Below are 24,011 nucleotides of genomic sequence, written 5' to 3' on the forward strand. Positions count from 1 at the left end.
TAGATTACCCAAGTCCAACGTCTAGTGTCATCATTATTATAAAACCTCCAATAAAACCGAGTGTTGCGATATCTGCATTACCAGCTCGTTGTGTTTCAGGCACTACCTCTTCAATAACCACAAAAATCATTGCACCTGCTGCAAAAGCCAATGCATATGGTAAAATAGGTTGAAACGTTAATACTGCCCAGGCTCCAAGAACAGCTGCGATAGGCTCTACAATAGCAGAAGCTTGTCCGTACATAAAACTTTTCCTTCTACTCATGCCCATTCCGCGTAGTGGCATGGAAACAGCAATGCCTTCAGGGAAATTTTGCAAACCAATACCCATTGCAAGTGCAACAGCACCCCCAATAGTAGCGCCATCAAACCCAGCAGCGACTCCTCCAAATAACACACCTACAGCCAATCCTTCAGGAATGTTGTGTAAGGTAATAGCCAAAGTCAACAAGGTCGTTTTATGCCAAGGTGTTTTTATTCCTTCCTTTTCGGACTCTTTAAAGTTTATGTGTAAGTGTGGTAATACTTTGTCCAAGCCAAACAAAAATAAAGCTCCTAATAAAAATCCTACCGCCGCGGGTATCACTTTTACAAACCCTTCGCCAGGGCTCATTTCAATACCTGGCGCTAATAAACTCCAAAAACTTGCTGCTACCATAACACCACCTGTAAACCCTAACATTCCATCTAAAACAGTACGGTTCATATTCTTAAAAAAGAACACCAAAGCGGCTCCTAGTGCTGTTAAGCCCCAAGTAAACAAAGTAGCGTATAAAGCCGCTAAAATGGGATCTATCGATTGAAAATATTCTATTATTGATTCCATACTTTAATTGGTTTGTACATATAAATTTTCAGCCGTTTTTTTCGATATAAAAGATTGGTCTTTGCCTACCTGAATAACCATAGAACCATCGAAAAATTCTTTTCCTAAAACGTGAATTTTAGTACCTATCGTAATTTTCTTTTTATCTAAATACTGAAGAAACTCAGGACTTGATTCTTTCACTCCTACACAAACTCCACCTTGGTTTTTCTTTAAATCTGATAAAAGCTTTTTCTCAGTACGTTTTATATTTCCATCTTTATCAGGAATAGGGTCTCCGTGTGGGTCAAAATCTGGTTCTCCTAAAAATTTATCAAGTCTAGAAATTAGTTCTTCAGAATGAATATGCTCTAATTGTTCAGCAATTTCGTGGACTTGATCCCAATGAAAATTCAGTTTATCAACTAAAAAAACTTCCCACAGACGGTGTTTCCGAATGATGGTTAAAGCTGTTTTTTTTCCTTTTTCAGTTAGCGTAACCCCTTGATACTTTATATAGTTCACTAATTCCTTTTCCGAAAGCCTTTTAACCATATCGGTTACCGAAGATGGTTTAGTCTCCATTTGCTCGGCAATAGCGTTAGTAGCAACTCCAGTTGCAGCGATTTTCTCTAAATGATAAATCGCTTTTAAATAATTTTCTTCAGAAAGACTGTATTTCATATGGCAAAAATACATTTTTAAATTTAATAAACAATATTTTAGTCTTATCTAAAATTTAATTTAACTTTGTTGCAAAATAAAATTAACATCTATGAAAATTATATGGTTTTTTGTAATCATTCTTATTCCTTTATTGAGTCTCTCACAAACTGCAACTTTAAAAGGAACTATTAATACTGGAAATGAACCGCTCTCATTTGCAACTATTCAATTAAAAGGTCCGGAAACAAGAGGAGTCAATGCAGAGGAAGATGGAACGTATTCCATAAAACTTAAGAAGGGCTCTTATCAAATAAATATTTCATCAGTTGGATATAAAACCTTTTCTAAACAGATTTATATTTCAGAAGGTATCAATGAAATGTCTTTTACCCTCAAAGAAGATCTTCTAGGTTTAGAACAAATTGTAGTAAGTGCCACTCGAAATAGAGTAAACCGCAAGAAAGCCCCAGTTGTGGTATCTACGTTGAACCCTAAATTATTAAAAGCTACCCAATCTTTATCACTGGCCGATGGTTTAAATTACGCACCAGGTGTACGCGTTGAGACCAACTGCCAAAATTGTGGATTTACTCAGGTTCGCCTTAACGGACTCGATGGCGGTTATACTCAAATATTGGTAAACAGCCGTGCTATATTTACATCGCTTTTGGGTGTTTATGGTTTAGAGCAAATACCGACAAACACAATAGAGCGCGTAGAAGTGGTTAGGAGTGGCGGTTCCGCTTTATTTGGATCGAATGCGATTGCTGGAACCGTAAATGTTATTACAAAAGACCCGGTTTTAAACACTTGGGAAATTGGGAGTTCCCTCTCGCTCATCAATGGTGAACAACCCGATCGCGTCGTGAGTTTTAATACTTCGGTAGTGGCAGACAATTTAAATAGTGGTATTACCCTCTTTGGGAATTATAGAAGCCGAGATGCTTATGATGCCAATGACGATGGTTTTACCGAAATTACGAAACTCACCAATAACACTGTAGGAGCCAAAGCGTTTATAAAACCTACAGACAGAAGTAGAGTAACTTTAAATTTAACGGCCATCAGGGAGTTTAGGAGAGGTGGAAATAAATTAGACCTCGCCCCTCAATTTACTGACATTACCGAGCAATTAGACCACGATACTTTTACAGGTGGTGCTGAATATGAACTTAATAGTAAAGACTACACCAATAAATATTCAATATATACCTCTGCATCCTACACCCAACGCGATAGTTATTATGGTGGTTTAGGCGGTGGAAGAACCAAGCAGGATAGTATTTTAGCCAATAATGCCTTCGGAAATACTACCGATTTGGCGATTGTTAACGGACTTCAACATACCAAAACTTTTAAAAATGACGATGTATTAACCTCGGGAGCCGAATATAATTTTAGCACTACCGAAGATATTATCGCAGGATATAATCGGTTAATCGATCAATCGGTTGCTAGTGTGGGGGTTTACAGTCAATACGAATGGAAACCTACCGATGCATTTACGGCTTTATTGGGAGCCAGATTTGACAATGTATCCGTAGATGGAACGTATCGAGTTAACACCATAGAACGAAATGTAAACCTCAGCCAATCCTCATTAAGCCCGCGATTAACCATAGCCTATGAATTTACAGATGATTTAAAATTTAGAGGAGGGTATGCACGAGGATTCCGGGCGCCTCAAGCTTTTAATGAAGATTTGCACATTTCATCGGTTGGTGGTGAGCCCCAATTTGTCATTCTTTCTGAAAACCTAAAAACCGAATATTCCAATGCCTATACAGCATCTTTAAATTATTCAAAAGACTTCAACAAAGTGCAAACCGATTTTTTACTGGAAGGATTTTATACAGATTTAAAAAACCCTTTTACCATTGTAAGCACGGGAACCCTTTGCCTAATGGTTCTATTGTAGAAGAAGTACGAAATGGATCGGGAGCTGAAGTATTTGGAACCAATTTTGAAGTAGGGCTTTCGCCTTCAAAAAAGTGGCAATTTCAATTAGGAGGGACCGTTCAGAAATCAAAATACAAAGAACCTCAACTTTTATTTGAAAGTGACGGTACTGCAGGGGAAAATGATATTATAATTGATGAGTTTGTACGGAATCCAAATGTGTATGGTTATGCGAACTTATCGTGGCTTCCTTCCGAAGTTTTTAGCGTATACCTTACTGGAAATTACACTGGGGCCATGACGGTGCCACGTGTAATAAGTAATACTGGATTTTTAAAATTGAATGACGTAAATCCTTTTCTTGATATGAATATCAAGTTTGACACCCATATAGATTTTTCTGAAGATTTTCAGACCACCTTTTCGGCTGGAGTAAAAAACATTTTTAACAGCTATCAAGATGACTTTGATAAAGGTCCTACCCGAGATTCAGATTACATCTATGGTCCCAACGCGCCTCGAACTTTTTTTATAGGTATCACTTTCGGAAAATTACATTAAGATGAAACAGTCATTATTTTTAATAACGCTATTGGTTTTACTATTTTCTTCTGAAGAAATTAAAGCTCAAAAAACAGAAGCTATCAACTGGGTTACGTTCGAGCAATTAAACGATTCTCTTTCGGTTAAACCCAAAAAAGTGGTGTTGTTTTTCTATGCAGATTGGTGTGTGTATTGTAAAAAAATGGAGCAAGCAGCTTTTAAAAAGCCAGAAATAATTCAGAAAATAAATAGTGGTTTTTATGCAGTAAAATTTAATACTGAAACAACCCAAGCGGTTGTTTTTGACGGAGTGATTTTTAATAATACGGAAGCTAAAACCAAGCGAAATCCCGTTCACGACATCGCAACCCTTTTTGCATCCCGAGAAGAAGTTCCTTTTTCACTACCCGCCACCATTTTTCTAGATAAAGATTTTGCAGTAACCCATCGGGTTTTTGAATATATAAGCCCTAAAAAGATGATGGAACTTCTTAATAATTGAGTGTTTTTAAAACCTAACCCTCATTTTTAGTAAAACAAATCGTGGTAACAAGCGATACTGTGTACTAATGATTCCTGTATCGTCAATGTTTATGTTATTGAAGTTTTTGATATTGAAGAGGTTTTTTCCTTCCACAGAAAATGATAATTTATTTTTAAGGACAGTATATTTTGCTTCCATATCCATAAAATAATAGGTGTTGTTATCGCTGTCTAAGTTATCAAAAAAGTAACGTTCACCATTTGCTGAAATATTCAGTTTTTTAAATGGTTTATAAATCAAATCCAAAAAACTTTTGTTGGTCATGTTTGTTTGCTTGCCTGTGAATGATGTAGATTTTTGGGTTGTTTTAAAGACACTTTCAAACCATTCAGTCCCAATGTGAAAATTAAACGGACCTGAAAAAGCAGATCGGACTTCCATTCCGTAGGTATAGGTTTGAAGTTCTACATCTCTAAAATTTTTATTTACACTGTTTTGATATTTCTGTGTTGAAAATCCGCCTTTTAATTTCAAATTTGAATTAAGGGCTGCAAAGTAAATATTTCCTTCCGTTTGAATATTCAGTAGATCTCTGTCTTCCAGCCGCACCAACTCTCTGGTTGTAAAATTGGGTGTAATCACCGAGTTGGATGCAAAATAATCGTGGTATTTTTTATAATAAAAAGTAGTGTTCGAAAAAAACGTACTCAAGTAATGACCAAGCGTGTAATTTACTAAAAACGTAGAAGTTTTTAAAGGCTCTAAGGTGGCAACTCCTTTTGAAAAGTAATTATAGCGTTTTAAAACAAAGTCATCGTTTATGTTTGGGAGGCTTGGGTTTTCTTGTTCAAACTTGAAAGAAGAAATGAGTTTATTTTTGTCATTGGGTTGCCAGTCTAAAATGATTTCAGGGTTTATAAAAAAGGGGCTTTTATTTTGAGATCCTTCCCGGTTTTTTAATGAATTAATATGTTGCCGCAGTTCAAGATTTCCCGTAAGGGCAAAATTTCCAAATTCACGACGGTAACTGGAACGTACATACCCGCTGAACAATTGATAGGTCAAACTATTTTGAAAACCAGTGGGATTTATGTGTTGCGTATTTTCATCGTTTTCTAATTGAAAACTGGATTTATATTGGTTGTCCTGGTAATCAAGCCCAGCATCCAACTTAAACAAATCGCCATTGTCTTTCCGGTTAAAAAGGCTCGCTTCTACCTTGGCCGAATGCAAACTGTGTTCGCTATCCTGAAAAACGCCATCAACTGTTTCTTCAGGCATAAACAACCCATCAAATAAAAAGCGGTTATTGGTATAATCTTGTGGTTTTCTATCAAAAAGATACATCCCGGTCAATAAAAAAACCTGGTTCTTTTTAAACTTATGGGTATATGTTAGATTTTGGTGGGTTGAAAATTGATACTCGTTCAAGCGTTCGTTGGATGGGGAATTATTAAACAATAAATTGGAACCCGTATCCAAGTCGGTGCTGTTGTAATCACCAGAATATTCAAATGATTTTGTTTTGGAAATATCGTAGGTTAAAGTCGTTTTTCCAAATCCTGTAAACTGTTTGCCGCGCAGACTATAATTTTCGGTATTGGTAAAATCACCCGTAGGCAAAAAATAATTTTCCGTTTTATTTTTGAAAAAATCACGCTCATCCCAATTGAAAAACCCGATTGTTTTCAGTTTAACCTTATCGCTAAGGTTTTGGATATTAGTGAGCGAACCCATTTCGGCATTGTTAAAGTTGGTACGGGCATCGCCAATATCGTTGGGTTTCCTAAAGAGATTTATAAATGAAACTGCTTCGCCACCGTCATTGTTCGTTACAAAACTATTTTGTTGCCCTTCGCCCAATAGTTGATCGATGTCACCGGTAACATTTTCGCCTATGTTATTGAAATTGGCAAACAAATAGTACTTGCTTTTTTCCCGAAACGAAATCAAGTTTGCCTTGCTATCGTATTTATTTTTATACCCTAATCCGTATCCCGGTCGTACTACCCCAAACAATTGGTTTTTTGCCTCTTTGGTCAAGGTTAGGTTGAGGGCTACTTTATCGCTTTCTTCAATGTTTTTAAGCAAGCGGTTGCTGGAATATTTTTCATATACTTCAACTTTGTCCACCACCGAGGCGTCTAAGTTTTTGGTTAGTAGCTTATAGCCTTTTTCAAAAAGATCGTCGCCTTCCACCATTACTTTTTCCACTTTTTTGCCACCCACTTTTACGGTGCCATCGTTTTCCACCTCGACACCCGGTAGGTTTTTTAACAAATCTTCCACGGTTTCCTCGGTGCCTTGTTTAAACGAATCGGCATTATAAATAATCGTATCCTCTTTTACTGTTATGGCTTTGTCGTTATTAATGATTACCTCGTCCAGCGCAAAAGTGGCTTCGTTTAAAACCGCATTGACTGTTTTGGTTTCGTCTTTTTGCAAACTAACAGGAACAGTTTTGGTTGTATAGGATATAGAGCTGAAACTAAGTTGAAAATCTCCAGTTTTATCGGTTGTTATTTTATAGGTGCCATCTTCTTGAGTGGTGGAAAAGGCAATGATGGCATCACTGTTGTTAGGTTTTAAAAAAACATTGGCAAAGGCAACTGGCTGTTGTAAAGTGTCGGTCACGGTGCCGCTTACCACGCTTTGCGAATAAACACTATTGCCCGATACAAAAAGTATTAGGTAATATAAAGTTGTTGTAAAGTATTTCTTTATTCTTTTTCCCACTCGAACTCCATTTCTATAGCGTTAATCTCTATTTTATTAATCACAGTTTTTGATCCCTGTGGCATACGCGATAGAATGGCTTTAGAAATTTTATCAGTTCTCTCAGTTCTTTTTTTAATAAATTCTCTATGACCAATTTTTTTACCATTATTAGGAGCTTTTAGTAAATTAGTGTTTTCTTTAAATGGAATACTAATTTCATCTGCTGAAAAGTAAACTTGTTTATTTAAATCGTACACTTCTAAAATTAAACCTGGTAATCCAACAAGTTTCCAGGGGCCATACGGTAATGGAATTTCGGGAGTAAACCAAGCTTCATAACTACGTCCCCTAAAATTACCAGTTGCTTTTTGGCAATTGTATCCCGAAATGGTTTTAAAGTCATTTTGCAGTTTCCACAGTATTTTAGCAGCTCCCTTGTCCTCATAAATGTAAAATTTCAACTTAAGATTCTCTGTTACAGACCCTCTGCAAAGAAAGGTTTTGTCTTTTAAGTTATAATAATACTGATTCCCTATCGAATCATTATTAACGCTTATATATATGTTAACTTCTTTATTTGTACTTGATGTCTGTTTTTCCGTTACGCTATTTTTTTTAGTCTTCGCTCTACTTTTTGGCTGCTTTTGGTATAAAGAAGCCATTTTATTAAACAACAGATCTTTTTTTGTTTCTTTAAAGCGTGAGCCATTTAAATTAATGGCAGATGTATAGGTTATTTTTCCATTTTGGGCCATCAATATAGAAGAGGAAAAAAAAAGAATAAATAAATATTTCATAAATTTAATGTTTCAGTCTAAAAGAAATCTTCTATTTACCTTTATAAAAATTATAATGTTTACAAGTGTATTCAGTATTCTATTATTACCTCTTGCCTAATTTTTTTTAAGATAGCTTTCATGCATTTTTAAATCTGTCGGTAGAAAAGGCGATAGTAGTTTAATTTTTGTATTTAATACTATTTTAACTTCAAAATATAGCTTTTTAATCAATTTTTAGTCAAAAAATTACGTTTTTATGTTTATTAGTCGTTTTTTGCGTGTTTATTCTTTTTCCCACTCGTACTCCAGTTCTATATCACTTTTAATGGTTTTTACAGACGTCATTTTATGGTCTTTGGGCATACGGGCTTTTAAAGCCTTGACAATTTTGTTTGTAACATCATGCTTTGCCGTTATAAATTCTTTATGGCTTATTTTTGGATCATCGCTTGGTTTTTTCACCCAAGTATTGGCTTGTTTAAAAGGGATTTTTATGTCTTCGGCAGCAAAGTATACTTCCTTCTTTAAATCGTACACTTCCAAAATCAGGCCAGGCAACCCTACAAATTTCCATGGGCCATACGGTAAGGCTATTTCAGGGGTAAACCAGGCCTCATAGCTACGACCCCTAAAATCACCTATTGCTTTTTGGCAGTTATAACCCGAGATGGTTTTAAATTTACCCTCTAATTTCCAAGCTATTTGCTTGGGGCCTTTATCTTCATAAACATAGAACTTCATTTTGAAATTCTCGAAAAGAGCTTCCCGTATGGTAAAATTTCGGGTGGTAAGGTCGTAGTAATATAGGTTGCCCAAGGAATCACTTTCAATACCAATATGAATTTCCTCAACATTGGGGTCGTTGTTTTTATTTATATTCTTTTTTTTAGGTTTATCGTCTTTTTCACTTTTATAAAGCGAACCTTGCTTAGTAAAATACAAGTTGTTTTTACCTTGGGTTAAAGGCGAACCGGAAAAATTAAGAGTGCTTGTGTAAGTAATTTTTCCTGTTTGCGAAAAAGTTGTAACACAGAATAATAATAGAAGAGTAACGTATAAATACTTCATACAGGTCGAAATTTTTAGGCGTTTTAAAAAATGGTTAGCATCTTAAAGACGAGTAAAACCACCAACTGTTGCAAGTATGTATTTTACAAGATCTAATATTCAATAAATTTACCTAAAAAATGTATCTTAAAATCCGCGCTCCTTCTGCAATTGCTCATATGCATCTTGAACCTTCCTGAATTTTTCTTCGGCTCCTTTTTGGTAGGCTTCGTCCATGTGCTGTAGCTTGTCGGGATGATATTTTTTAGCCATCGTGCGGTAGGCTTTTTTAACCTCAGAATCAGTAGCGGTTCGGTCAATTTCCAAAATCTTGTAAGCACTGTCCGGATTTTTAAAGAACATGGCTTTTATACTGGAAAAATCACGCGCTGAAACTCCTAAGTAACCCGAAATTTCATTTATCTTCCGTACTTCCAGTTCACTTACACGTCCATCTGCATTCGCAATACTAAAGAGAAAGTGAAGCACTTGTAAGCGGGATTCGTACCGCATACGCTGGCGAAACATATTACAGATCTTTGCAGCAGAAATTTCCCGTTTTTTTATAACGTCATTAAAAACCCGAAACGTGGCATTGGCACGTTCCCTTCCGTAAGCTTGAACAAAATACTTGCGAACATAGTCCAATTCTTGTTGGCTTACTTGTCCATCGGCTTTGATGACCAAAGATGCCAAAGAGAGTAAGTTGAGTTCAAAATCGGCTGGAGTAACACGTCCACTTTGCTGTTGCTGAAAGGCCCTCTGAAAACTACCTCCGGATTTTTTTCCACCAATAAAATTATCTAATAGGCTTCCTATTAAAAATCCAACAATAGCGCCGGGAAACCGATACACCATATAGCCAATAAAAGCTGCAAACCAACGAATCATACTTCTTGTAATTTCTTATAAAAATTGCGACCAAAGATAACCATTTCCTGCACTACCCAATAACGAACCTAACATTCCTTATTGGGTATTTCAGACTTCGGGTTACTTAACCGTAAACCCGTTAAAAATTAGTTATCTTTGTGAAAAATTGTTACACACTTAAATTCAATATATTATGTATCCACCGGAATTAGTAAAACCTATGCGTGAAGACCTTACTAACATTGGTTTTTCCGAACTGTTCACTGAAGAAGATGTAAAGCAAGCCATGCAGAAAGAAGGAACCACCTTAGTTGTGGTAAATTCGGTTTGTGGTTGTGCTGCTGCCAATGCACGCCCTGGAGCCCGCATGTCGCTTCAAAATGCAAAAACACCCGATAATTTGGTAACTGTGTTTGCAGGAGTTGACCGGGAAGCGGTTGATGCTGCCAGAGCACAAATGGTACCGTTCCCTCCAAGTTCGCCTTCTATGGCCTTGTTTAAAAACGGAGAGTTAGTACATATGCTAGAGCGCCACCATATTGAAGGTCGCCCAGCAGATATGATTGCTGAAAACTTAAAAGGAGCATTTGACGAACATTGTTAATCCACTCCTCGATCCTCCTCAAAGGGGAGGAAGATAAAAATTCATATTAAAAAAAACCATTTTGGTCCCTGAGCGTAGTCGAAGGGACAATGGTTTTTTTTACTTTTGATAAACTATGAAGCAACTTTTACATATTTTAAGCTATCCATTATCGGTTATCTTTTACCTTTTTTTTGGGTTAAACCTCCTTATTTTCCATCCCATTCAATGGATTTGTTTTAATATTTTTGGGTATGAGGCTCATAAAAAAAGTGTTGATTGTTTCAACTGGGTCATTTTACGGTGTCTAAACTTATTAGGAACCACTTTCGATGTTACTATCAATTCGAGTATTCCCAACAACGTTCCAATTATCATGGTTTCCAATCATCAAAGCATGTGGGATATTTCGCCTATTATTTGGTTCCTACGGAAATACCATCCAAAATTTATTTCCAAAATTGAATTAGGAAAAGGAATTCCGTCGATATCCTATAACTTAAAACACGGCGGAAGTGTGTTGATAGACCGAAAAAATCCAAGGCAAGCCGCTGGTGAGATTATTAAAATTGCCAAATACGTTTCAAAATACAACAGAAGTGTTGTTATTTTTCCTGAAGGAACCCGCAGTAAAGACGGAAACCCAAAACCCTTCAGAAAAACAGGATTGCTCACGCTATTTAAAAAAGCACCTGACGCCTATGTGCTACCGGTTAGCATTAGTCATTCCTGGAAATTACAACGTCACGGCATGTTCCCTATTCCTATTGGGGTTAAAATGCAGTTAATTGTGCACCCTTCCTTAAAAGTTTCAGAACACGAACCCGAAGCACTAATTGATCTAGTTGAGACGCAAGTTAAATCGAGTATTACTGTATAATGAATAGTATTTCAGAAACACTCATAGAAAACACAATCACTTTTGTGAAAAATGAATTGAAAGATGCCGAAGGCGGTCACGATTGGTTTCACATAGAGCGGGTTTATAAAAATGCGATGCATATTTCGCAAACTGAGCAAGTAGGCACTTTAATTGTAGCTTTAGGCGCTTTGTTACACGACATTGCAGACTCAAAATTTCACAATGGTGATGAGACAGTTGGTCCCAAAAAAGCAACTGAATTTTTAGCTTCGGAAGATGTTTCCGAAGAAATTATTGAACACGTAGTGCAAATAATCAAGAATATTTCATTTAAAGGTGGAAATAAAGCACAGGCTTTTCACTCTAAAGAATTAGCGGTGGTTCAAGATGCCGATCGGTTAGACGCTTTGGGAGCTATTGGTATTGCTCGTACCTTCAATTACGGCGGATTTAAAAATAGATCGCTTTACAACCCTGACATACAACCTAATTTACAGATGTCTCCTGCTGAATATAAAGCTTCAGAAGCCCCAACCATCAATCATTTTTACGAAAAATTGTTGCTTTTAAAAGACCGAATGAATACTAAAACCGGACGGCGTATCGCCGCTGATAGACATATGTTTATGGAAACATTTCTGCAACAGTTTTATGCAGAATGGGATGGAAAAAAATAATGCCGATACATGAGTACCGGCATTTTAAATATTCAAATAAATTAATGGTTATCCTTTAACAGGACTTGTTTTTTCAACCTTAAGGTGCTCTGCGAAAAAGCCCATCATGGCATTGTATAGATCCAATCTGTTTTCTTCTTTACCAAATCCGTGTCCTTCATCGTATTTCACCATATACGGTACTTCTACGCCTTTTTTTCTTAGCGTTTCTACAATTTGATCAGCTTCATTTATATTCACACGAGGATCATTTGCACCTTGTACTACCAATAATGGATTCTTTATTTTATCTACGTGCAATGCTGGAGATATTTCGTCCATAATCGCTTTCTCTTCTGGATTGTTTGGATTGTACCAGATTTTATATAGTAACTCACGGTACTTTTCCCAGTATGGAGGAATGGTTTCCATAAAAGTATTTAAATTACTTACTCCAACATAATCTACACCACAAGCATATTTGTCTGGTGTTTTTGTCATGCCACGCAATACAGCATATCCACCGTGACTTCCTCCATAAATAGCTACACGGTCTTTATCTACCCAACCTTGTTCTACCACATAATCAACACCGTCTTCTACATCGTCCATTGCTTTACGGCCTATTTGTCCAAAACCGGCTTTTAAAAATTCTTTTCCATAGCCGCCAGACACTCTAAAGTTTACGTGCAATGTTGCGTAACCACGACTTGCAAACAACTGTGCTTCTGGGTTAAAGCCCCAATTATCACGAACACCTTGTGGACCTCCGTGTGGATTTACAATTAATGGTACTTTTTGTCCTTTTTTATAGTCATCGGGTAACGTAATATATCCGTGGATAGTAAGTCCATCACGACTTTTAAAGGTAATGGGCTTCATGCTTGCCATATCTTCTGCTTTTAGCTGTGGCAACAACTTGTACAATAAGGTAACATTATCTTTTTCTACATCGTACAAATAATACTCTCCTACAATTTTATCACTGGTAACAGCTACCATATATTTCGACTCATCATCAGTTCTGCCAACAGTAAAAAACTGCTTATCACCAAACTCTTTTTGAAGTCGTTTATAGATTTTTTTATACGTATTACTAACAGGAGTAATCACAGATTTTTCACCTGTATAACTATAATAGTCTATTTCGTAATTACGTTTTCTGGAAAGCGACATACCTGAAACGTCAAACGTATCATTACTAAAAACTGTTTTTATTTTTTTGTCTTTCTTTAAATCGTACAGTTGAATCTCAATTTTATCACCATCAAGGTTGGAGATTACATAAGCATCATCTGGATTTTCGGTATTCGGATTAAAAGAAGAAATGCCAAACGTATCACCAAAATCAGTAAGTTTTACCTGCTTAAATTCGCCGTCAATCTTGTACAATAGTTCCGTTTTAACACCGTCTACAATGCGGTTTATGGCTCGTAAGTTACCCTTACGGTCAAAATTATAACCAGCAACTGGTGGGTCGCCTGCTTGTACAGTGTATAATTTGGTTACTTCTCCGGTGTTTATATTCAGGCGATACGGCTCTTCCTGTTGCAGATTGTCCTTATTCATCTGTACAATTACGTGGTCTTCATCCTCTTTTAAGCTTTCGATGATGTTAACTCGTACACCATCAAAAGGAGTCAGTTCCTTGTCGTTTTCACCCGTAACATCTACTCCATACACATGGTAGTTTTCATCACCGCCCTTATCTTGAAGGTATAAAATACGGTCGTTGTTTGCCCACGAAAAGCCACGAATTAAATCTTCTTCTTGCTTTTTCATGAGCGTTTCTTTTTGTGTTGCGGTTTCTTTTAAATATAGGTCACGCTCTCCAGACTTTCTACGTTTCATATAAGCGATGTATTTTCCGTTAGGGGAAAGCTTAAACGAAAAAGCTTCTGGAGTTGTAAAATAATCTTCTACAGAGTATTTATAATCACCTTTTTCTTTTGCAGCAAGTTTATCTAATTCAGCTTCAGTAGATGGTAATGTCGTGTTTCCTGGTTTTGTCTTCACAGTTTTCTTGAATGTTAGTGGGTATTCTTTTCCCATTTGTTCGTAGGTTCCATCCATGCCATTTTCGGTCAATTTCCCTGTGTAGGTCATTTTCATTTTAGCCGATGTAATAGTCACAGTATCATCCTGCAAAACTACCGAATCAAGTTCGATTCCCGATGCTCCTTGAGCAGGAACATCTAAGGTTGCATCATAGCCGTCTTCAGTTGGTGTGATATTAAAAATCAACTCCATTTGCATTCCTTGAACATCAAGAGTGCCACTGTAAGAGCCATCTAATTTTTGAGCTTGTGCCGACGCTCCAAATAAGAGTATCGCCAGTACTATTGAATATTTTACAAGTGTTGTCATAATTTTGTGGGTTTTAAAAGATTAGTTGAATAAATAGATAAATTGTTACACCTATTAAGATGCCAATGGCAAACTTTATAAGTTTAATACGTTTTGTAGTTTTATTTTTCATTTTTAATGGTTTTGTAAGTGTATGCATTGAGTTATAAATATATATCTTGTTAAAGCGTAGGCTATGAACCATAAAATCGCTTGGTTTTTGAATTGTCTTTGATTATAAAATGGTTCCGTTCTTGATTTTTACGGTTTCGTTTTTCTCTCCTGATTTGAAGTGAAAAGTGATAAAATCTACTGTATTATAATCTTCCACTTTGTCTATTAAAATATCATTCAATCTTTTTGCTTCTTTTTCTGAGGAAGAAGTAAAATCGCAATTCATTAATGTGAAATTTAATTTAGTATTACTGATGCCATCACTTTTACTGAATTGAATTCCAGTATAACTATTTCCAGATTCTATATTCTCACAATTACAGTTTTGCTGAAGTGTGGTTTCAATTGAATTAATACGTTTTGTATTAGACTTTACCATTTTGCCAATCCCGAAACCAAAGGAGATTCCTATTATAAACCCTATCAATAATTTTAGGATTAACTTTTTTGTACTTTTCGTTTTGTTTCGTGTTTTCATAATAAAAAGTTTTAGTGGTTACTTTCTGAAAACAAATCTGCAACACAATGCACAATATAAAAAGAGAAGCTACCCCAGTTTTAGGAAATTGGGGTGGCAACAAAACTGTGAAATACACTTTAAACAGTGGATTATAAGCTTTTTTTAGAGAAATAAAATCCTGATAATACTGCAAACCCCATTTTTATAAATTTAGGGTGCGAAACCGGTTTTTAGGCGATATTTCTAATCTCTTTAATGTAGAAAGAAGGATTTAATCCTGTGTCTTTTTTGAAGTATTTCGTAAACGAATCGGCAGATTTATAACCTACTTCTTCAGCGATGGATTGAATGGAATAGGATCTGAAAATAACATCGTCCTTTAACCGGACAATGGTATAATTAATACGAAGATCATTAATATAGGTATTGAAGTTTTTTCCGAAATGAGAATTAATCACTTTAGAAAGATATGATGTATTGGTGTTTATTTTTTTGGCAACATTGTATGAGTTACAATCTTGGTTTAAAAAGTATTCCTTTTCTTCTAGTTTTTTGAGGCCGTTGAGAATTTGCTGCTTGGTTTCTTCAGGTATATCGGTGTTATTTTTTTCTTCAAGTTCTTCGTCCTTAGTATCAATAATGTCTTCGGGTTTCTCTGCAGCTTTAATTTTTGCCAATAAAGCCTCGAATTTGGCTTCGTTCGCTTTCTTATTTCGATAAAACTTCAGCAATAGAAACAGAAGTATTAAAATAATTATAGAGCCTCCTAGCAATAGATAGTTGAGTTTTGATTGGCTTTTTTCTTTTTCGGTAACCAACGCATCAAAATCTTCTTTGAAAGCGGCTCTTTCTTTTTTAATAAAGCTCTCCTTGGCACTTTCTTTTAGTTTATTAAATTCAGCTTGTGTGGTAAGGTATTTTTCAAAATAGTAACTTGCCCTTTCAAAATCGCCTGTGTGTTTATAGGCTTCAGCTAGTTTTTCGTAATAATCCCTCATGAAACCCTCTTCTGCAGCAGTTACTTGATAATCATCAAGACCTTGTTGTAATATTCTAATTGCCTCATGATAATTTTTTGCACCAACTTCTATTTTACCGAAAGCATACGCTTTATTTAGTTGAATTAAGTCATATTCGCTAGGACAAATTGTGTATGCTTTTCTATAAGCTTTTCTAGCGGTTTCAAACTTTTTTTCTTTATAGGCTATCTCTGCGTCTATACTATAAGAAAAACCTAAAAAGCAAGAATCAAGTTCCTTTTCTTGAAATTGTTTAACGTATTCGTTATATAATTTTGCGGAGTCTATTTGTTCTAATTTTATGTGTGAAAACGCTAAGCTCCCATATAGTGAAACAATAGCACTGTTCTTTTTTATTTGAGTGAAATTAGAATCTAACGGTTTGTTTTGGTAATACTTCAGTGATTTTTTTCGAATGGTTATGGCTTTTTCGGTATTTCCGCTTAAGTCCTGAACACCAGCTATTTTATTAAGTGCTATCTCCCTATATTGTTCATCATTTTGGGCTTTTGCAAGTTTCAACAACTCATTATAATAGTAAAGTTGTTTATCAACAGTTGTTGCTATTTTTTGAAGATCACCAAGCAATGTAAGTGCTCTCATCTCCTTTTTTGGAAGATTGTTTTCTCGGGCAAAGGCAAGTGTTTTTTCAGATTGTTCATTAGCCTCTTTATACATTCTGAAATTAACATAGATTAAGACTACAGACTCCATCCCTAACCATTCTTCGGTTTTGTCATCTTCTCTTTTTCCTTTTAAAATATAAGCTTCAGAAGCTTTGATAGCTTTCGGCATATTAGAAAACTCATATTTATGAATGGAATCCCTAATAGCATCAAAAGAAAGTTGAGATAGCTCCTCTTCGGTCTGTGAAAATGAAGAAGACACAAATGTGATGGCGAAAAAAAGGAGTAGGTAATATCTCATAAAATGTGAGTAGCTAAAAAGCTATTTTTGTAACACTTTGATGCCAAATATACCAATTAAAATAAACGCATTTGTGGATTTTTTAAATCCAAATAGTGCTTTGAGTCTAAAGAAGGTATCTCTCTATCGTTTAAGTACTTATTTTTAGCAATCGTCATCGTATTTTTTATTTGTTTGGCTATTGTTCCTTCTCCGCGCATGCGTCTACCCCATTGACTATCGTTTAATGTGCCGCCATGGCATTCTGCTATTTGATTGAGAATGCGTTCGGCTCGGTCTGGTATGGTTTTACGTGCCCAATCTTCAAAAATAGTGGCTATTTGACCATTAAGCCGAACAATAGTGTACGAAACCCCTTTTGCTCCTAATTCTGAAACCTTCTTAACCAACGGAAGTATTTCATGACTGTTTAATGAAGGAATAATTGGCGCCATCATCACGCGGACAGGAATACCATGTTCTGAAAGCACCTCAACTGCTTTTAACCGTTGCTTTATACTTGCCGTTCTAGGCTCTAATAACCGACGGGTTTCTTCGGACAGCGATGTGATTGAAATATTTACTGAAATAATATTCAGCTTTGCCATTTCTTTCAGGATATCTAAATCACGCAATAACAAAGCGTTTTTGGTAATAATTCCAGTTGGGTGTTTCCATTTTAGCATTACTTCAAGACATTTTCGAGTTATCTGAAGTTTTCGCTCAATAGGTTGGTAGCAATCGGTATTTCCGCTAAAAACGATGGTTTTTGGTTCCCAGGATTTACTTTTTAGTTTTTTCTCTAGCAATTCGGGAGCATTCTTTTTTACTAAAATGGTCCGTTCAAAATCGAGACCGGCGCCGTACCCCCAATATTCGTGGCTGTTTCGAGCATAACAATACACACAACCGTGTTCACAGCCTTGATATGGATTGGCCGAATACCCCATCCCCACATCGGGACTGTCCACTTTATTGACGAAGGTTTTAGGAAACACATCAATATACTTGGTTTTATTGGCATCGGCTTCCTCACCTTCGGCTTCACAATAGTTTAAAAAGTCGTCCCGAAGTTCATGGCTCAATTCAAAAAACCGGTTGTGAACTCGCTTTTGTGCGCCGCGACCTTTTATATGATTTTCATAATTGGACATAAAAAAAACTTTGAAGTAGATAATGAATACTCCAAAGTTAATTTAAATAATGGAAATATTCCTTTTTATATTGGATTTATTCCTTTTAAATAGAAACTTTAACTAATTGTTTCTTCTTATTTTTTCTTCCTAAGAAAATAACATCTTCTCCCTCATCTAGCAATGTACCTTGACTCACGTATAAAGGCACCTCAAGTTGATCGTCGGTTTGAATAATTGAGTAATCGAAACTGCCTTCTCCATTTATTTCAATTAGATAAAGGTTTTTCTTCTTTGCTCTGGCATCTTTAAATTCAATACGATCATTTCGTATCTTCTTTACTTTTTTAGATCCATTTAGAAAAATATATACATTACCATCTTTATAAGTAGATGTATAAGACTCCTCGTTAAAACTAGGATTCATCGATGTTTGCTTTTTATTTATATTTCTTGCCCACTCCAATGTTCCCTTTGCATCAATTTTTATAGACACAATATCATTATAGTGATAATAGGTACTTGTTGAGCCCATATTCATATTCATACGTTGCGTAAAAAAATATTCTTCAGCATTTAACACAATATCACCTGTATTTTCATCTAAGAATATTCCACGATATCGAAGCGAAGAAAGCTCCTTATCTTTTTTCTTTCCATATTTGTCAATAATAAACTGTTCCGTAAAGGGTTGGAATGATTTCTCTTGTAATGTAAAATCTGCTGTGTTAATGTTATATCGAATTACACCTTTATAACGACTTTCTTTTTTTTCAGAGTAAAAACCTACACATGATAAAAATGACCCTGCTTTAACCGTTGTTAACGAAGCTACAAAGTGTTCATCGGTCTCAAACGATATCATTTTTTGTTCTTCTTTATTAATTTTATACAACTCGTAATGATAGTTTATTTTTCCTTTTTTCTTTTTACGTTTAGATTCGCCTTTATAGGTTTTTCCTAAAAAGTAAACAGTTCCGTTTGTATCATCTACAGTTACATTTTCATATTCAAAATATTTATCCTTAATGTTTTTAGTAAATTCTTTTTCAAATACTTTCTCGAAATTTTTATTGAATACATATATTCTATGTACTTCATTATCCTTATCCTTTATGTCGAAATTAAAGGCCATAAAATTTTTATCTTTAGAAAAAGTTACCTCTCCAAATGAATCGTTGTCACCTTGAGCAGCTCCATTATTAAATAATAATGCGCCTATACCTATTGCGAAGTATTTTTTAATATCATCTTGATCTATTTTAAGTAACAAGCTAGAAGAGAAATTTAATTTTTCTACATTGGATGTTAATCTATTAATTTCGAAATATTCGTCACCGAATTTCTTTTCAAAAAGGTGCACTTTTCCATCCCTTACTAATATGCCTTCAATTTCACTTTGATCAACTTCTATTTCTGTATTGCTTTTTAAGTTTAGATCAGAATCGAAATGTTCTATATAATATCCTCTTGGAGTTTTTAATAGACCTCCATAAAACATTCGTACGGTAACGACACCTCCTTGCCCATCATCTTCTGAAAACACAAGTTCGGTATGTTTTTTCTTGTCTTTAAAAATTTCGCTTTTAGCTATTGAAACAGGATCGTTTTGTGCAATGAGGAAGGAGCAGACCAGCATTGCAATTACAGTAATAAAATTTTTCATTGGTTAGTTTTTGTGTGAATAAAGCCACAAAATATAAAAATTTTTCTTTTTAAAATTTTAAATGATTAAACATATCACATTTTAAAAAGAAATAAACCTCAACTACAGTACGTTATAGTTGAGGTCTTTATATAAATTCGTGTTTTTAACAAAACCCTTTTTATTTCCTTGGAAATTTTGGCTTAAGTTCTTCTAAACAAGTTTTACTCCTTTAGAGCTTTCTGAAATTTTTCCTTTCCACCCACTACTGGAATTTCAATATTTGTTTCGTCTAAGTCGATGGTTAATTCCGTGCCAGGTTCTGGCAAAAGCGTGAATTTGTTGTCGCTAGAAAAAATCATCAATCCAAATTGCTGTCCGGCTGGAATTACTTGATCGTCTGGAATAAGATCGAATGAAAGTTCATAAAATTTGCCAGGTTTTAAAGGTTCACTCTCGGTTAGGGATTTATAGTTTTGGGGATCTGCCCAGCCTCTTGTGATAATATTGTCTGTTATTTTAGCTTTCTTTTCTTTGTTCCAAGGCAAAGAAACCATCCAAACGGACAAGTTTGCCGCAGATTTGCTGCTGGCTAATTTTATCTTCAAGGTTGATAAACCCGAAAGATGAACGTCTTCCTTTAAAATAGGGGTTACAAATAACAAACGGTGCTTAGAGTTTGCTAGTTGTGCTAACGAATCGCCCGAAAGCGTATAATCATCAATCAAGGTTTGTTTACCTTGTTTTTTTCCCTTTTTGTTGGTTAAGCTCCCTGTTTTAAGACCGTCTTTTTGTAAGTATAGCGTAACGTTTTCGGCATCAGGATTTGGATAATTAGCATAAGCTGTTGGATTATCGTTTGAATCATTTTCACGAACAATATAGGCTTTCGGTCCTTTTTCGGCCCCATTGTCAATTCCGAAAAGGTATTTTGTAAACCAACGGTTCATCATCGATACTGGTGGTGGCCCACCGTGGCCGTATTGATGGTAATAAATTTTTGTAGGCAGCCCCATTTCTTCTGCAGCTTTGTAAATACGGTAACTATGCTCGGGCATCACGTTCCAATCGTTAAAACCGTGCGACATTAGTAAAGCGGCTTTCATTGGTTTCATATCGTTTAAATAATCGCGCCCAGCCCAGAATTCATTATAGTCACCTGTTTTACGGTCAATCCCATTTCGTATTTCGGTATCACGGTACACAGAATCTGCATACGCTCGTTTAGATTCATCACCACTATGTATAAAATCATACAAAACATCCACATCTTCTCCTAAATATCCACCAGGAGAACGCACTAACCCGTTAGATCTATAATAATGGTAATAAGAAGTGTTCGGTGCAATAGGAATGATTGCTTCTAAGCCTTCAACACCGGTTGTAGCAGCCGCAAGTGGCAACGTTCCGTTGTACGATGTACCTGTCATACCAACTTTTCCCGTCGTCCAATACGCTTTTACCTCTTCGTCTCCGTATGGTGTTTTGTAGCCTTTTGCACGACCGTTTAGCCAATCGATTACTGCTTTAGGAGCTAATGATTCATTATCCCCGCCAACTGTTGGAGATCCTTGTGAAAGACCTGTTCCTGGAGAGGAAGAATGCACTACAATATATCCTCTAGGCACCCAAGTATTTATTTTTGAATTTGAAATGATAGGTCGCTCACCCTTTCTTTTTACTGAAGGATGGACAATTTCTTTTCCTAAATCACCTAATTCGTGCTTTACATCGTGAAAAGCACCTTCCACATTGGGGGCTACGCCTGCAAAATAAGGACTAGACTCATATACAACAGGCAACTTCAACCCTTCAGTTTCTGTTTGTTTGGGCCGTGTAATAGCTACGTGCATCCTATCCATCTTGTTATCGCCATCGGTATCAAATGTTGTTTCTACCCAAAGGTCTTCCCGAATCCAATCTTTTGGATTCTCAAAAGCCGTGACAATCTGTGCCTCGCCGTCTTTAAAGATTGGTTTTACTTTTTCTTGGGCGATCAACGTACAAGTAGACGACCAAATGATAAGTAATAAAAAGTATTTTATCATTATAATTTCATTTTGATTATTGTCCTGGAAATTTCGGTTTACGCTTTTCTAAAAACGCACTCGTCCCTTCTTTAAAATCTGCGGTGCCAAAGCATTTTCCAAATTCTGTGATTTCGGTTTCAAATCCATTTTCTCCTGCTTCAAATCCAGCGTTGATCGAGGCAATGGCCGATGCGATTGCTACCGATGAGTTTTTCATAATTTTCCCAGCAATTCTCAAGGCCAAATCCATTACTTCTTCTTGGGACGTTACATGGTTTACTAATCCATATTCCAATGCTTGTGCAGCATCAATCATTCCGGCACTCATAATCATTTCCATGGCACGTCCTTTTCCCACCAATTGTGGTAAGCGCTGCGTACCTCCATAACCGGGAATTACTCCTAATGAGACTTCTGGAAGTCCCATTTTAGCATTATCACTAGCAATTCTGAAATGTGCCGCCATCGCCAATTCTAGTCCTCCTCCTAAAGCGAATCCATTAACAACGGCAATTACCGGAGTAGAAAGATGTGCGACAAAATCGAATAACTTAGCTTGTCCTTTTGCTGCTAATTGCTCTCCTTGTACTACTGAATAGCCAGCAAATTCATTAATATCAGCACCGGCAACAAATGCTTTTTCACCACTGCCAGTAATGACAATTATTTTGGTGTTAAAATCATCTTCTGCTTCTTTAAAAGCTTCGTGCAGTTCTTGTATTGTAGCCTGGTTAAGGGCGTTTAGTTTCTTAGGACGATCAATGGTAATAGTAGTAATCCCATTATCGTGTTCGTAAGCTAGGTTTTCAAATTTCATATTTAAATCTTTTTCAGTTTTTTTGTTAGTGCAAAAATACAAAATTGCCTATAACTGTCTCAAAAAGCGAACAGTAAATGTAGCTCCTTCGCCTTCTTCAGATTTGAGCGTTATGGTGCCTCCGTATGTTTCTACAATGTTTTTTACCATGGCAAGTCCAAGCCCCATCCCGCTATTTTTAGTAGTAAATTTAGGCTCGAATACTTTTTCTTTATTGTTTTCTGGAATTCCTGGCCCATTGTCACAAATATGCACACAAACATGTTCCGCTTCTGAGGCCACCATAACTTTAATCAACGGTACTTCTGGTTTGATTTGCTCAATGGCTTGAATACTATTTTTAACTAAGTTAGTCACTACTCTAATTAGCTGTGTGCGATCTAACTTAGCGATGATTTCTTCTTCTTCAGAATGAAACTCAATATACTCTTCGTTAAAAATATCAAGAGCGAGTTTAGTTATTTTAACCACATTGAGCGTTTCATCTTGTTGGGCGGGCATTTTTGCATAATTTGAAAACGCTTCGGCAATCGAACTCATAGTATCAATTTGCTGAATGAGGGTTTTACTGTATTCGTCTAAACGTTTTTCAATTTCAGGATCGTTTTGGTTAAATTTTCGCTGAAAACTCTGTACCGTTAAACGCATGGGTGTTAACGGATTTTTAATTTCGTGCGCTACCTGTTTTGCCATTTCGCGCCAAGCAGCCTCTCGCTCACTTGTTGCCAATTGTGCAGCACTATTTTCAAGCTCTTCAATCATACCATTATAGGCGTTTACAAGAGTTGAAATTTCTTCGGTAGTTGAATCGATCACTATTTTTTTATTGCGTTTATTCAGCCGGGTTTCGGTTATTTTTTCACTAATGGTGTTTAATGATCTTGTTATGTATTTTGAAAGAAAGTATGCCAAGGCAATAGCAATCAACAACATTAATAAGTATGCCATCCCCAAGCGGGTTAAGTTTTGCTTCAGTTCTTTTTTGATGAACCCGTCGTCTTCAATGTAGGGTAGGTTCAGGATTGCCAAAGGCTTAAAATAATTATCGGTTATGTATGAATAAGAAGATTGAAACTCCTGTCCGGCTTCAGTAAAGTTTTTTACATAATGTTTGTTAGAAGAATTACGTAATGCAGCTAGCGCAGTATCTGGCATTTTTTGATTGGCAGTATCCTTTAAAAAAGATGCTTTTGACGATTTTAGGAGGTTTCCGTCCAGATCATATAAATAAATTTCAAGATTGTGAATTTCCTTTATTTCATAAATTTCATCTTTAAAAATAAGAGGAATTTTAGCTGTTTCTATTGGATAAGTGGTTTCTTTTAAAACGTAATTAATTTTTTCACGAATAGCTGTTTCCTTACGTTCTAGGCGATCCCGATGATAATCTTTTGCCTCCTCTTGATATTGATAAACAGTAACCAGGGCTATCAAAATTGAGGCACCGACCACCAATAATAACATGGAGAAGAAAATGCGGTTGCGTAACGAATGCCTGAAGATTTTCATGAATGGTTTTTACAAAGGGAATATAGCAATAATTAAACCGAAATTGAAAGTCAAGTT

General features: G+C 35.9%; 20 protein-coding genes. 6 read left to right on the forward strand and 14 right to left on the reverse strand.

Features of this window, described 5'->3' with window-relative positions; genetic code table 11:
• Positions 1–4: 4 nt before the first annotated feature.
• The gene (locus DZ858_RS03045; RefSeq protein ID WP_117158068.1) at positions 5–826 is read right to left on the reverse strand and encodes a ZIP family metal transporter; all 822 of its coding nucleotides are present in this window, start codon (positions 824–826) and stop codon (positions 5–7) included.
• 3 nt (positions 827–829) lie between these two features.
• Positions 830–1,489: a metal-dependent transcriptional regulator gene (locus tag DZ858_RS03050; RefSeq protein WP_117158069.1), complete on the reverse strand. Its 660-nt coding sequence runs from the start codon at positions 1,487–1,489 to the stop codon at positions 830–832.
• A gap of 91 nt (positions 1,490–1,580) precedes the next feature.
• Here DZ858_RS03050 and DZ858_RS03055 point away from each other — a divergent pair, with 91 nt between their 5' ends.
• The 3 genes from DZ858_RS03055 to DZ858_RS03060 are packed head-to-tail and all read left to right on the forward strand — an operon-like array spanning position 1,581 to position 4,415.
• The gene (locus DZ858_RS03055) at positions 1,581–3,389 is read left to right on the forward strand and encodes a TonB-dependent receptor (protein WP_239990708.1); all 1,809 of its coding nucleotides are present in this window, start codon (positions 1,581–1,583) and stop codon (positions 3,387–3,389) included.
• On the forward strand, positions 3,368–3,931 hold the full coding sequence (locus DZ858_RS15270) for a porin family protein (protein WP_239990709.1): 564 nt from the start codon (positions 3,368–3,370) through the stop codon (positions 3,929–3,931). Before DZ858_RS03055 ends, DZ858_RS15270 begins: the two co-directional genes overlap by 22 nt.
• Before the next feature lies 1 nt (position 3,932).
• Entirely contained in the window at positions 3,933–4,415 is a 483-nt protein-coding gene (locus tag DZ858_RS03060) for a thioredoxin family protein (RefSeq protein ID WP_117158070.1), read from the forward strand.
• Between the two features lie 6 nt (positions 4,416–4,421).
• Here DZ858_RS03060 and DZ858_RS03065 read toward each other — a convergent pair whose 3' ends face one another.
• From DZ858_RS03065 to DZ858_RS03080, 4 genes are all read right to left on the reverse strand, one after another.
• Positions 4,422–7,133, reverse strand: coding sequence for a carboxypeptidase-like regulatory domain-containing protein (locus DZ858_RS03065; protein WP_117158071.1), 2,712 nt, complete (start codon positions 7,131–7,133; stop codon positions 4,422–4,424).
• Positions 7,118–7,912, reverse strand: coding sequence for a GLPGLI family protein (locus tag DZ858_RS03070; RefSeq protein WP_117158072.1), 795 nt, complete (start codon positions 7,910–7,912; stop codon positions 7,118–7,120). Before DZ858_RS03070 ends, DZ858_RS03065 begins: the two co-directional genes overlap by 16 nt.
• 264 nt (positions 7,913–8,176) lie before the next feature.
• Entirely contained in the window at positions 8,177–8,962 is a 786-nt protein-coding gene (locus tag DZ858_RS03075; RefSeq protein ID WP_117158073.1) for a GLPGLI family protein, read from the reverse strand.
• Between the two features lie 126 nt (positions 8,963–9,088).
• On the reverse strand, positions 9,089–9,832 hold the full coding sequence (locus tag DZ858_RS03080) for a TerB family tellurite resistance protein (protein WP_117158074.1): 744 nt from the start codon (positions 9,830–9,832) through the stop codon (positions 9,089–9,091).
• 175 nt (positions 9,833–10,007) lie between these two features.
• On the opposite strand from DZ858_RS03080, the gene DZ858_RS03085 reads away from it, so the two are divergent.
• The 3 genes from DZ858_RS03085 (at position 10,008) to DZ858_RS03095 (ending at position 11,936) form a co-directional block, all read left to right on the forward strand.
• Entirely contained in the window at positions 10,008–10,418 is a 411-nt protein-coding gene (locus tag DZ858_RS03085) for a BrxA/BrxB family bacilliredoxin (RefSeq protein WP_117158075.1), read from the forward strand.
• Between the two features lie 115 nt (positions 10,419–10,533).
• Positions 10,534–11,277 carry a lysophospholipid acyltransferase family protein gene (locus tag DZ858_RS03090; protein ID WP_117158076.1) on the forward strand — a complete coding sequence of 248 codons (744 nt, stop codon included), beginning with the start codon at positions 10,534–10,536 and terminating at the stop codon, positions 11,275–11,277.
• Positions 11,277–11,936 (forward strand): HD domain-containing protein, encoded by a 660-nt coding sequence (locus tag DZ858_RS03095; RefSeq protein WP_117158077.1) that lies wholly within the window; start codon positions 11,277–11,279, stop codon positions 11,934–11,936. Before DZ858_RS03090 ends, DZ858_RS03095 begins: the two co-directional genes overlap by 1 nt.
• Positions 11,937–11,984: 48 nt before the next feature.
• On the opposite strand, the gene DZ858_RS03100 is transcribed toward DZ858_RS03095, so the two are convergent.
• The 8 genes from DZ858_RS03100 to DZ858_RS03135 all read right to left on the reverse strand — a co-directional run bounded on the left by DZ858_RS03100 (position 11,985) and on the right by DZ858_RS03135 (position 23,954).
• The gene (locus DZ858_RS03100) at positions 11,985–14,282 is read right to left on the reverse strand and encodes an alpha/beta hydrolase family protein (RefSeq protein ID WP_117158078.1); all 2,298 of its coding nucleotides are present in this window, start codon (positions 14,280–14,282) and stop codon (positions 11,985–11,987) included.
• Positions 14,283–14,496: 214 nt separating this feature from the next.
• On the reverse strand, positions 14,497–14,913 hold the full coding sequence (locus tag DZ858_RS03105; protein ID WP_117158079.1) for a hypothetical protein: 417 nt from the start codon (positions 14,911–14,913) through the stop codon (positions 14,497–14,499).
• 212 nt (positions 14,914–15,125) lie between these two features.
• A complete protein-coding gene (locus DZ858_RS03110; RefSeq protein ID WP_117158080.1) occupies positions 15,126–16,841 on the reverse strand; it encodes a helix-turn-helix domain-containing protein in 1,716 nt (571 codons plus the stop codon).
• Positions 16,842–16,897: 56 nt separating this feature from the next.
• Positions 16,898–17,974 (reverse strand): PA0069 family radical SAM protein, encoded by a 1,077-nt coding sequence (locus DZ858_RS03115; RefSeq protein ID WP_117158081.1) that lies wholly within the window; start codon positions 17,972–17,974, stop codon positions 16,898–16,900.
• Between the two features lie 85 nt (positions 17,975–18,059).
• Positions 18,060–19,619, reverse strand: coding sequence for a hypothetical protein (locus DZ858_RS03120; RefSeq protein WP_117158082.1), 1,560 nt, complete (start codon positions 19,617–19,619; stop codon positions 18,060–18,062).
• 203 nt (positions 19,620–19,822) lie between these two features.
• Positions 19,823–21,646, reverse strand: coding sequence for a Xaa-Pro dipeptidyl-peptidase (locus tag DZ858_RS03125; RefSeq protein ID WP_117158083.1), 1,824 nt, complete (start codon positions 21,644–21,646; stop codon positions 19,823–19,825).
• Positions 21,647–21,662: 16 nt separating this feature from the next.
• Positions 21,663–22,445, reverse strand: coding sequence for an enoyl-CoA hydratase/isomerase family protein (locus DZ858_RS03130; RefSeq protein ID WP_117159497.1), 783 nt, complete (start codon positions 22,443–22,445; stop codon positions 21,663–21,665).
• A gap of 48 nt (positions 22,446–22,493) precedes the next feature.
• Positions 22,494–23,954, reverse strand: a complete 1,461-nt coding sequence (locus tag DZ858_RS03135; RefSeq protein ID WP_117158084.1) for a sensor histidine kinase — start codon at positions 23,952–23,954, stop codon at positions 22,494–22,496.
• Between the last annotated feature and the right edge of the window lie 57 nt (positions 23,955–24,011).

The organism is Marixanthomonas ophiurae (genome assembly GCF_003413745.1).
In the GTDB taxonomy this organism is placed as follows: domain Bacteria; phylum Bacteroidota; class Bacteroidia; order Flavobacteriales; family Flavobacteriaceae; genus Marixanthomonas; species Marixanthomonas ophiurae.

Coding starts and splice junctions, on each gene's coding strand:
- DZ858_RS03045 (WP_117158068.1), bottom strand. CDS start 826: ATGGAATCAATAATAGAATATTTTCAATCGATAGATCCCATTTTAGCG.
- DZ858_RS03115 (WP_117158081.1), bottom strand. CDS start 17,974: ATGTCCAATTATGAAAATCATATAAAAGGTCGCGGCGCACAAAAGCGA.
- DZ858_RS03135 (WP_117158084.1), bottom strand. CDS start 23,954: ATGAAAATCTTCAGGCATTCGTTACGCAACCGCATTTTCTTCTCCATG.
- DZ858_RS03055 (WP_239990708.1), top strand. CDS start 1,581: ATGAAAATTATATGGTTTTTTGTAATCATTCTTATTCCTTTATTGAGT.
- DZ858_RS03120 (WP_117158082.1), bottom strand. CDS start 19,619: ATGAAAAATTTTATTACTGTAATTGCAATGCTGGTCTGCTCCTTCCTC.
- DZ858_RS03070 (WP_117158072.1), bottom strand. CDS start 7,912: ATGAAATATTTATTTATTCTTTTTTTTTCCTCTTCTATATTGATGGCC.
- DZ858_RS03125 (WP_117158083.1), bottom strand. CDS start 21,646: ATGATAAAATACTTTTTATTACTTATCATTTGGTCGTCTACTTGTACG.
- DZ858_RS03050 (WP_117158069.1), bottom strand. CDS start 1,489: ATGAAATACAGTCTTTCTGAAGAAAATTATTTAAAAGCGATTTATCAT.
- DZ858_RS03085 (WP_117158075.1), top strand. CDS start 10,008: ATGTATCCACCGGAATTAGTAAAACCTATGCGTGAAGACCTTACTAAC.
- DZ858_RS03090 (WP_117158076.1), top strand. CDS start 10,534: ATGAAGCAACTTTTACATATTTTAAGCTATCCATTATCGGTTATCTTT.
- DZ858_RS03075 (WP_117158073.1), bottom strand. CDS start 8,962: ATGAAGTATTTATACGTTACTCTTCTATTATTATTCTGTGTTACAACT.
- DZ858_RS03100 (WP_117158078.1), bottom strand. CDS start 14,282: ATGACAACACTTGTAAAATATTCAATAGTACTGGCGATACTCTTATTT.
- DZ858_RS03105 (WP_117158079.1), bottom strand. CDS start 14,913: ATGAAAACACGAAACAAAACGAAAAGTACAAAAAAGTTAATCCTAAAA.
- DZ858_RS03095 (WP_117158077.1), top strand. CDS start 11,277: ATGAATAGTATTTCAGAAACACTCATAGAAAACACAATCACTTTTGTG.
- DZ858_RS03080 (WP_117158074.1), bottom strand. CDS start 9,832: ATGATTCGTTGGTTTGCAGCTTTTATTGGCTATATGGTGTATCGGTTT.
- DZ858_RS03060 (WP_117158070.1), top strand. CDS start 3,933: ATGAAACAGTCATTATTTTTAATAACGCTATTGGTTTTACTATTTTCT.
- DZ858_RS03110 (WP_117158080.1), bottom strand. CDS start 16,841: ATGAGATATTACCTACTCCTTTTTTTCGCCATCACATTTGTGTCTTCT.
- DZ858_RS03130 (WP_117159497.1), bottom strand. CDS start 22,445: ATGAAATTTGAAAACCTAGCTTACGAACACGATAATGGGATTACTACT.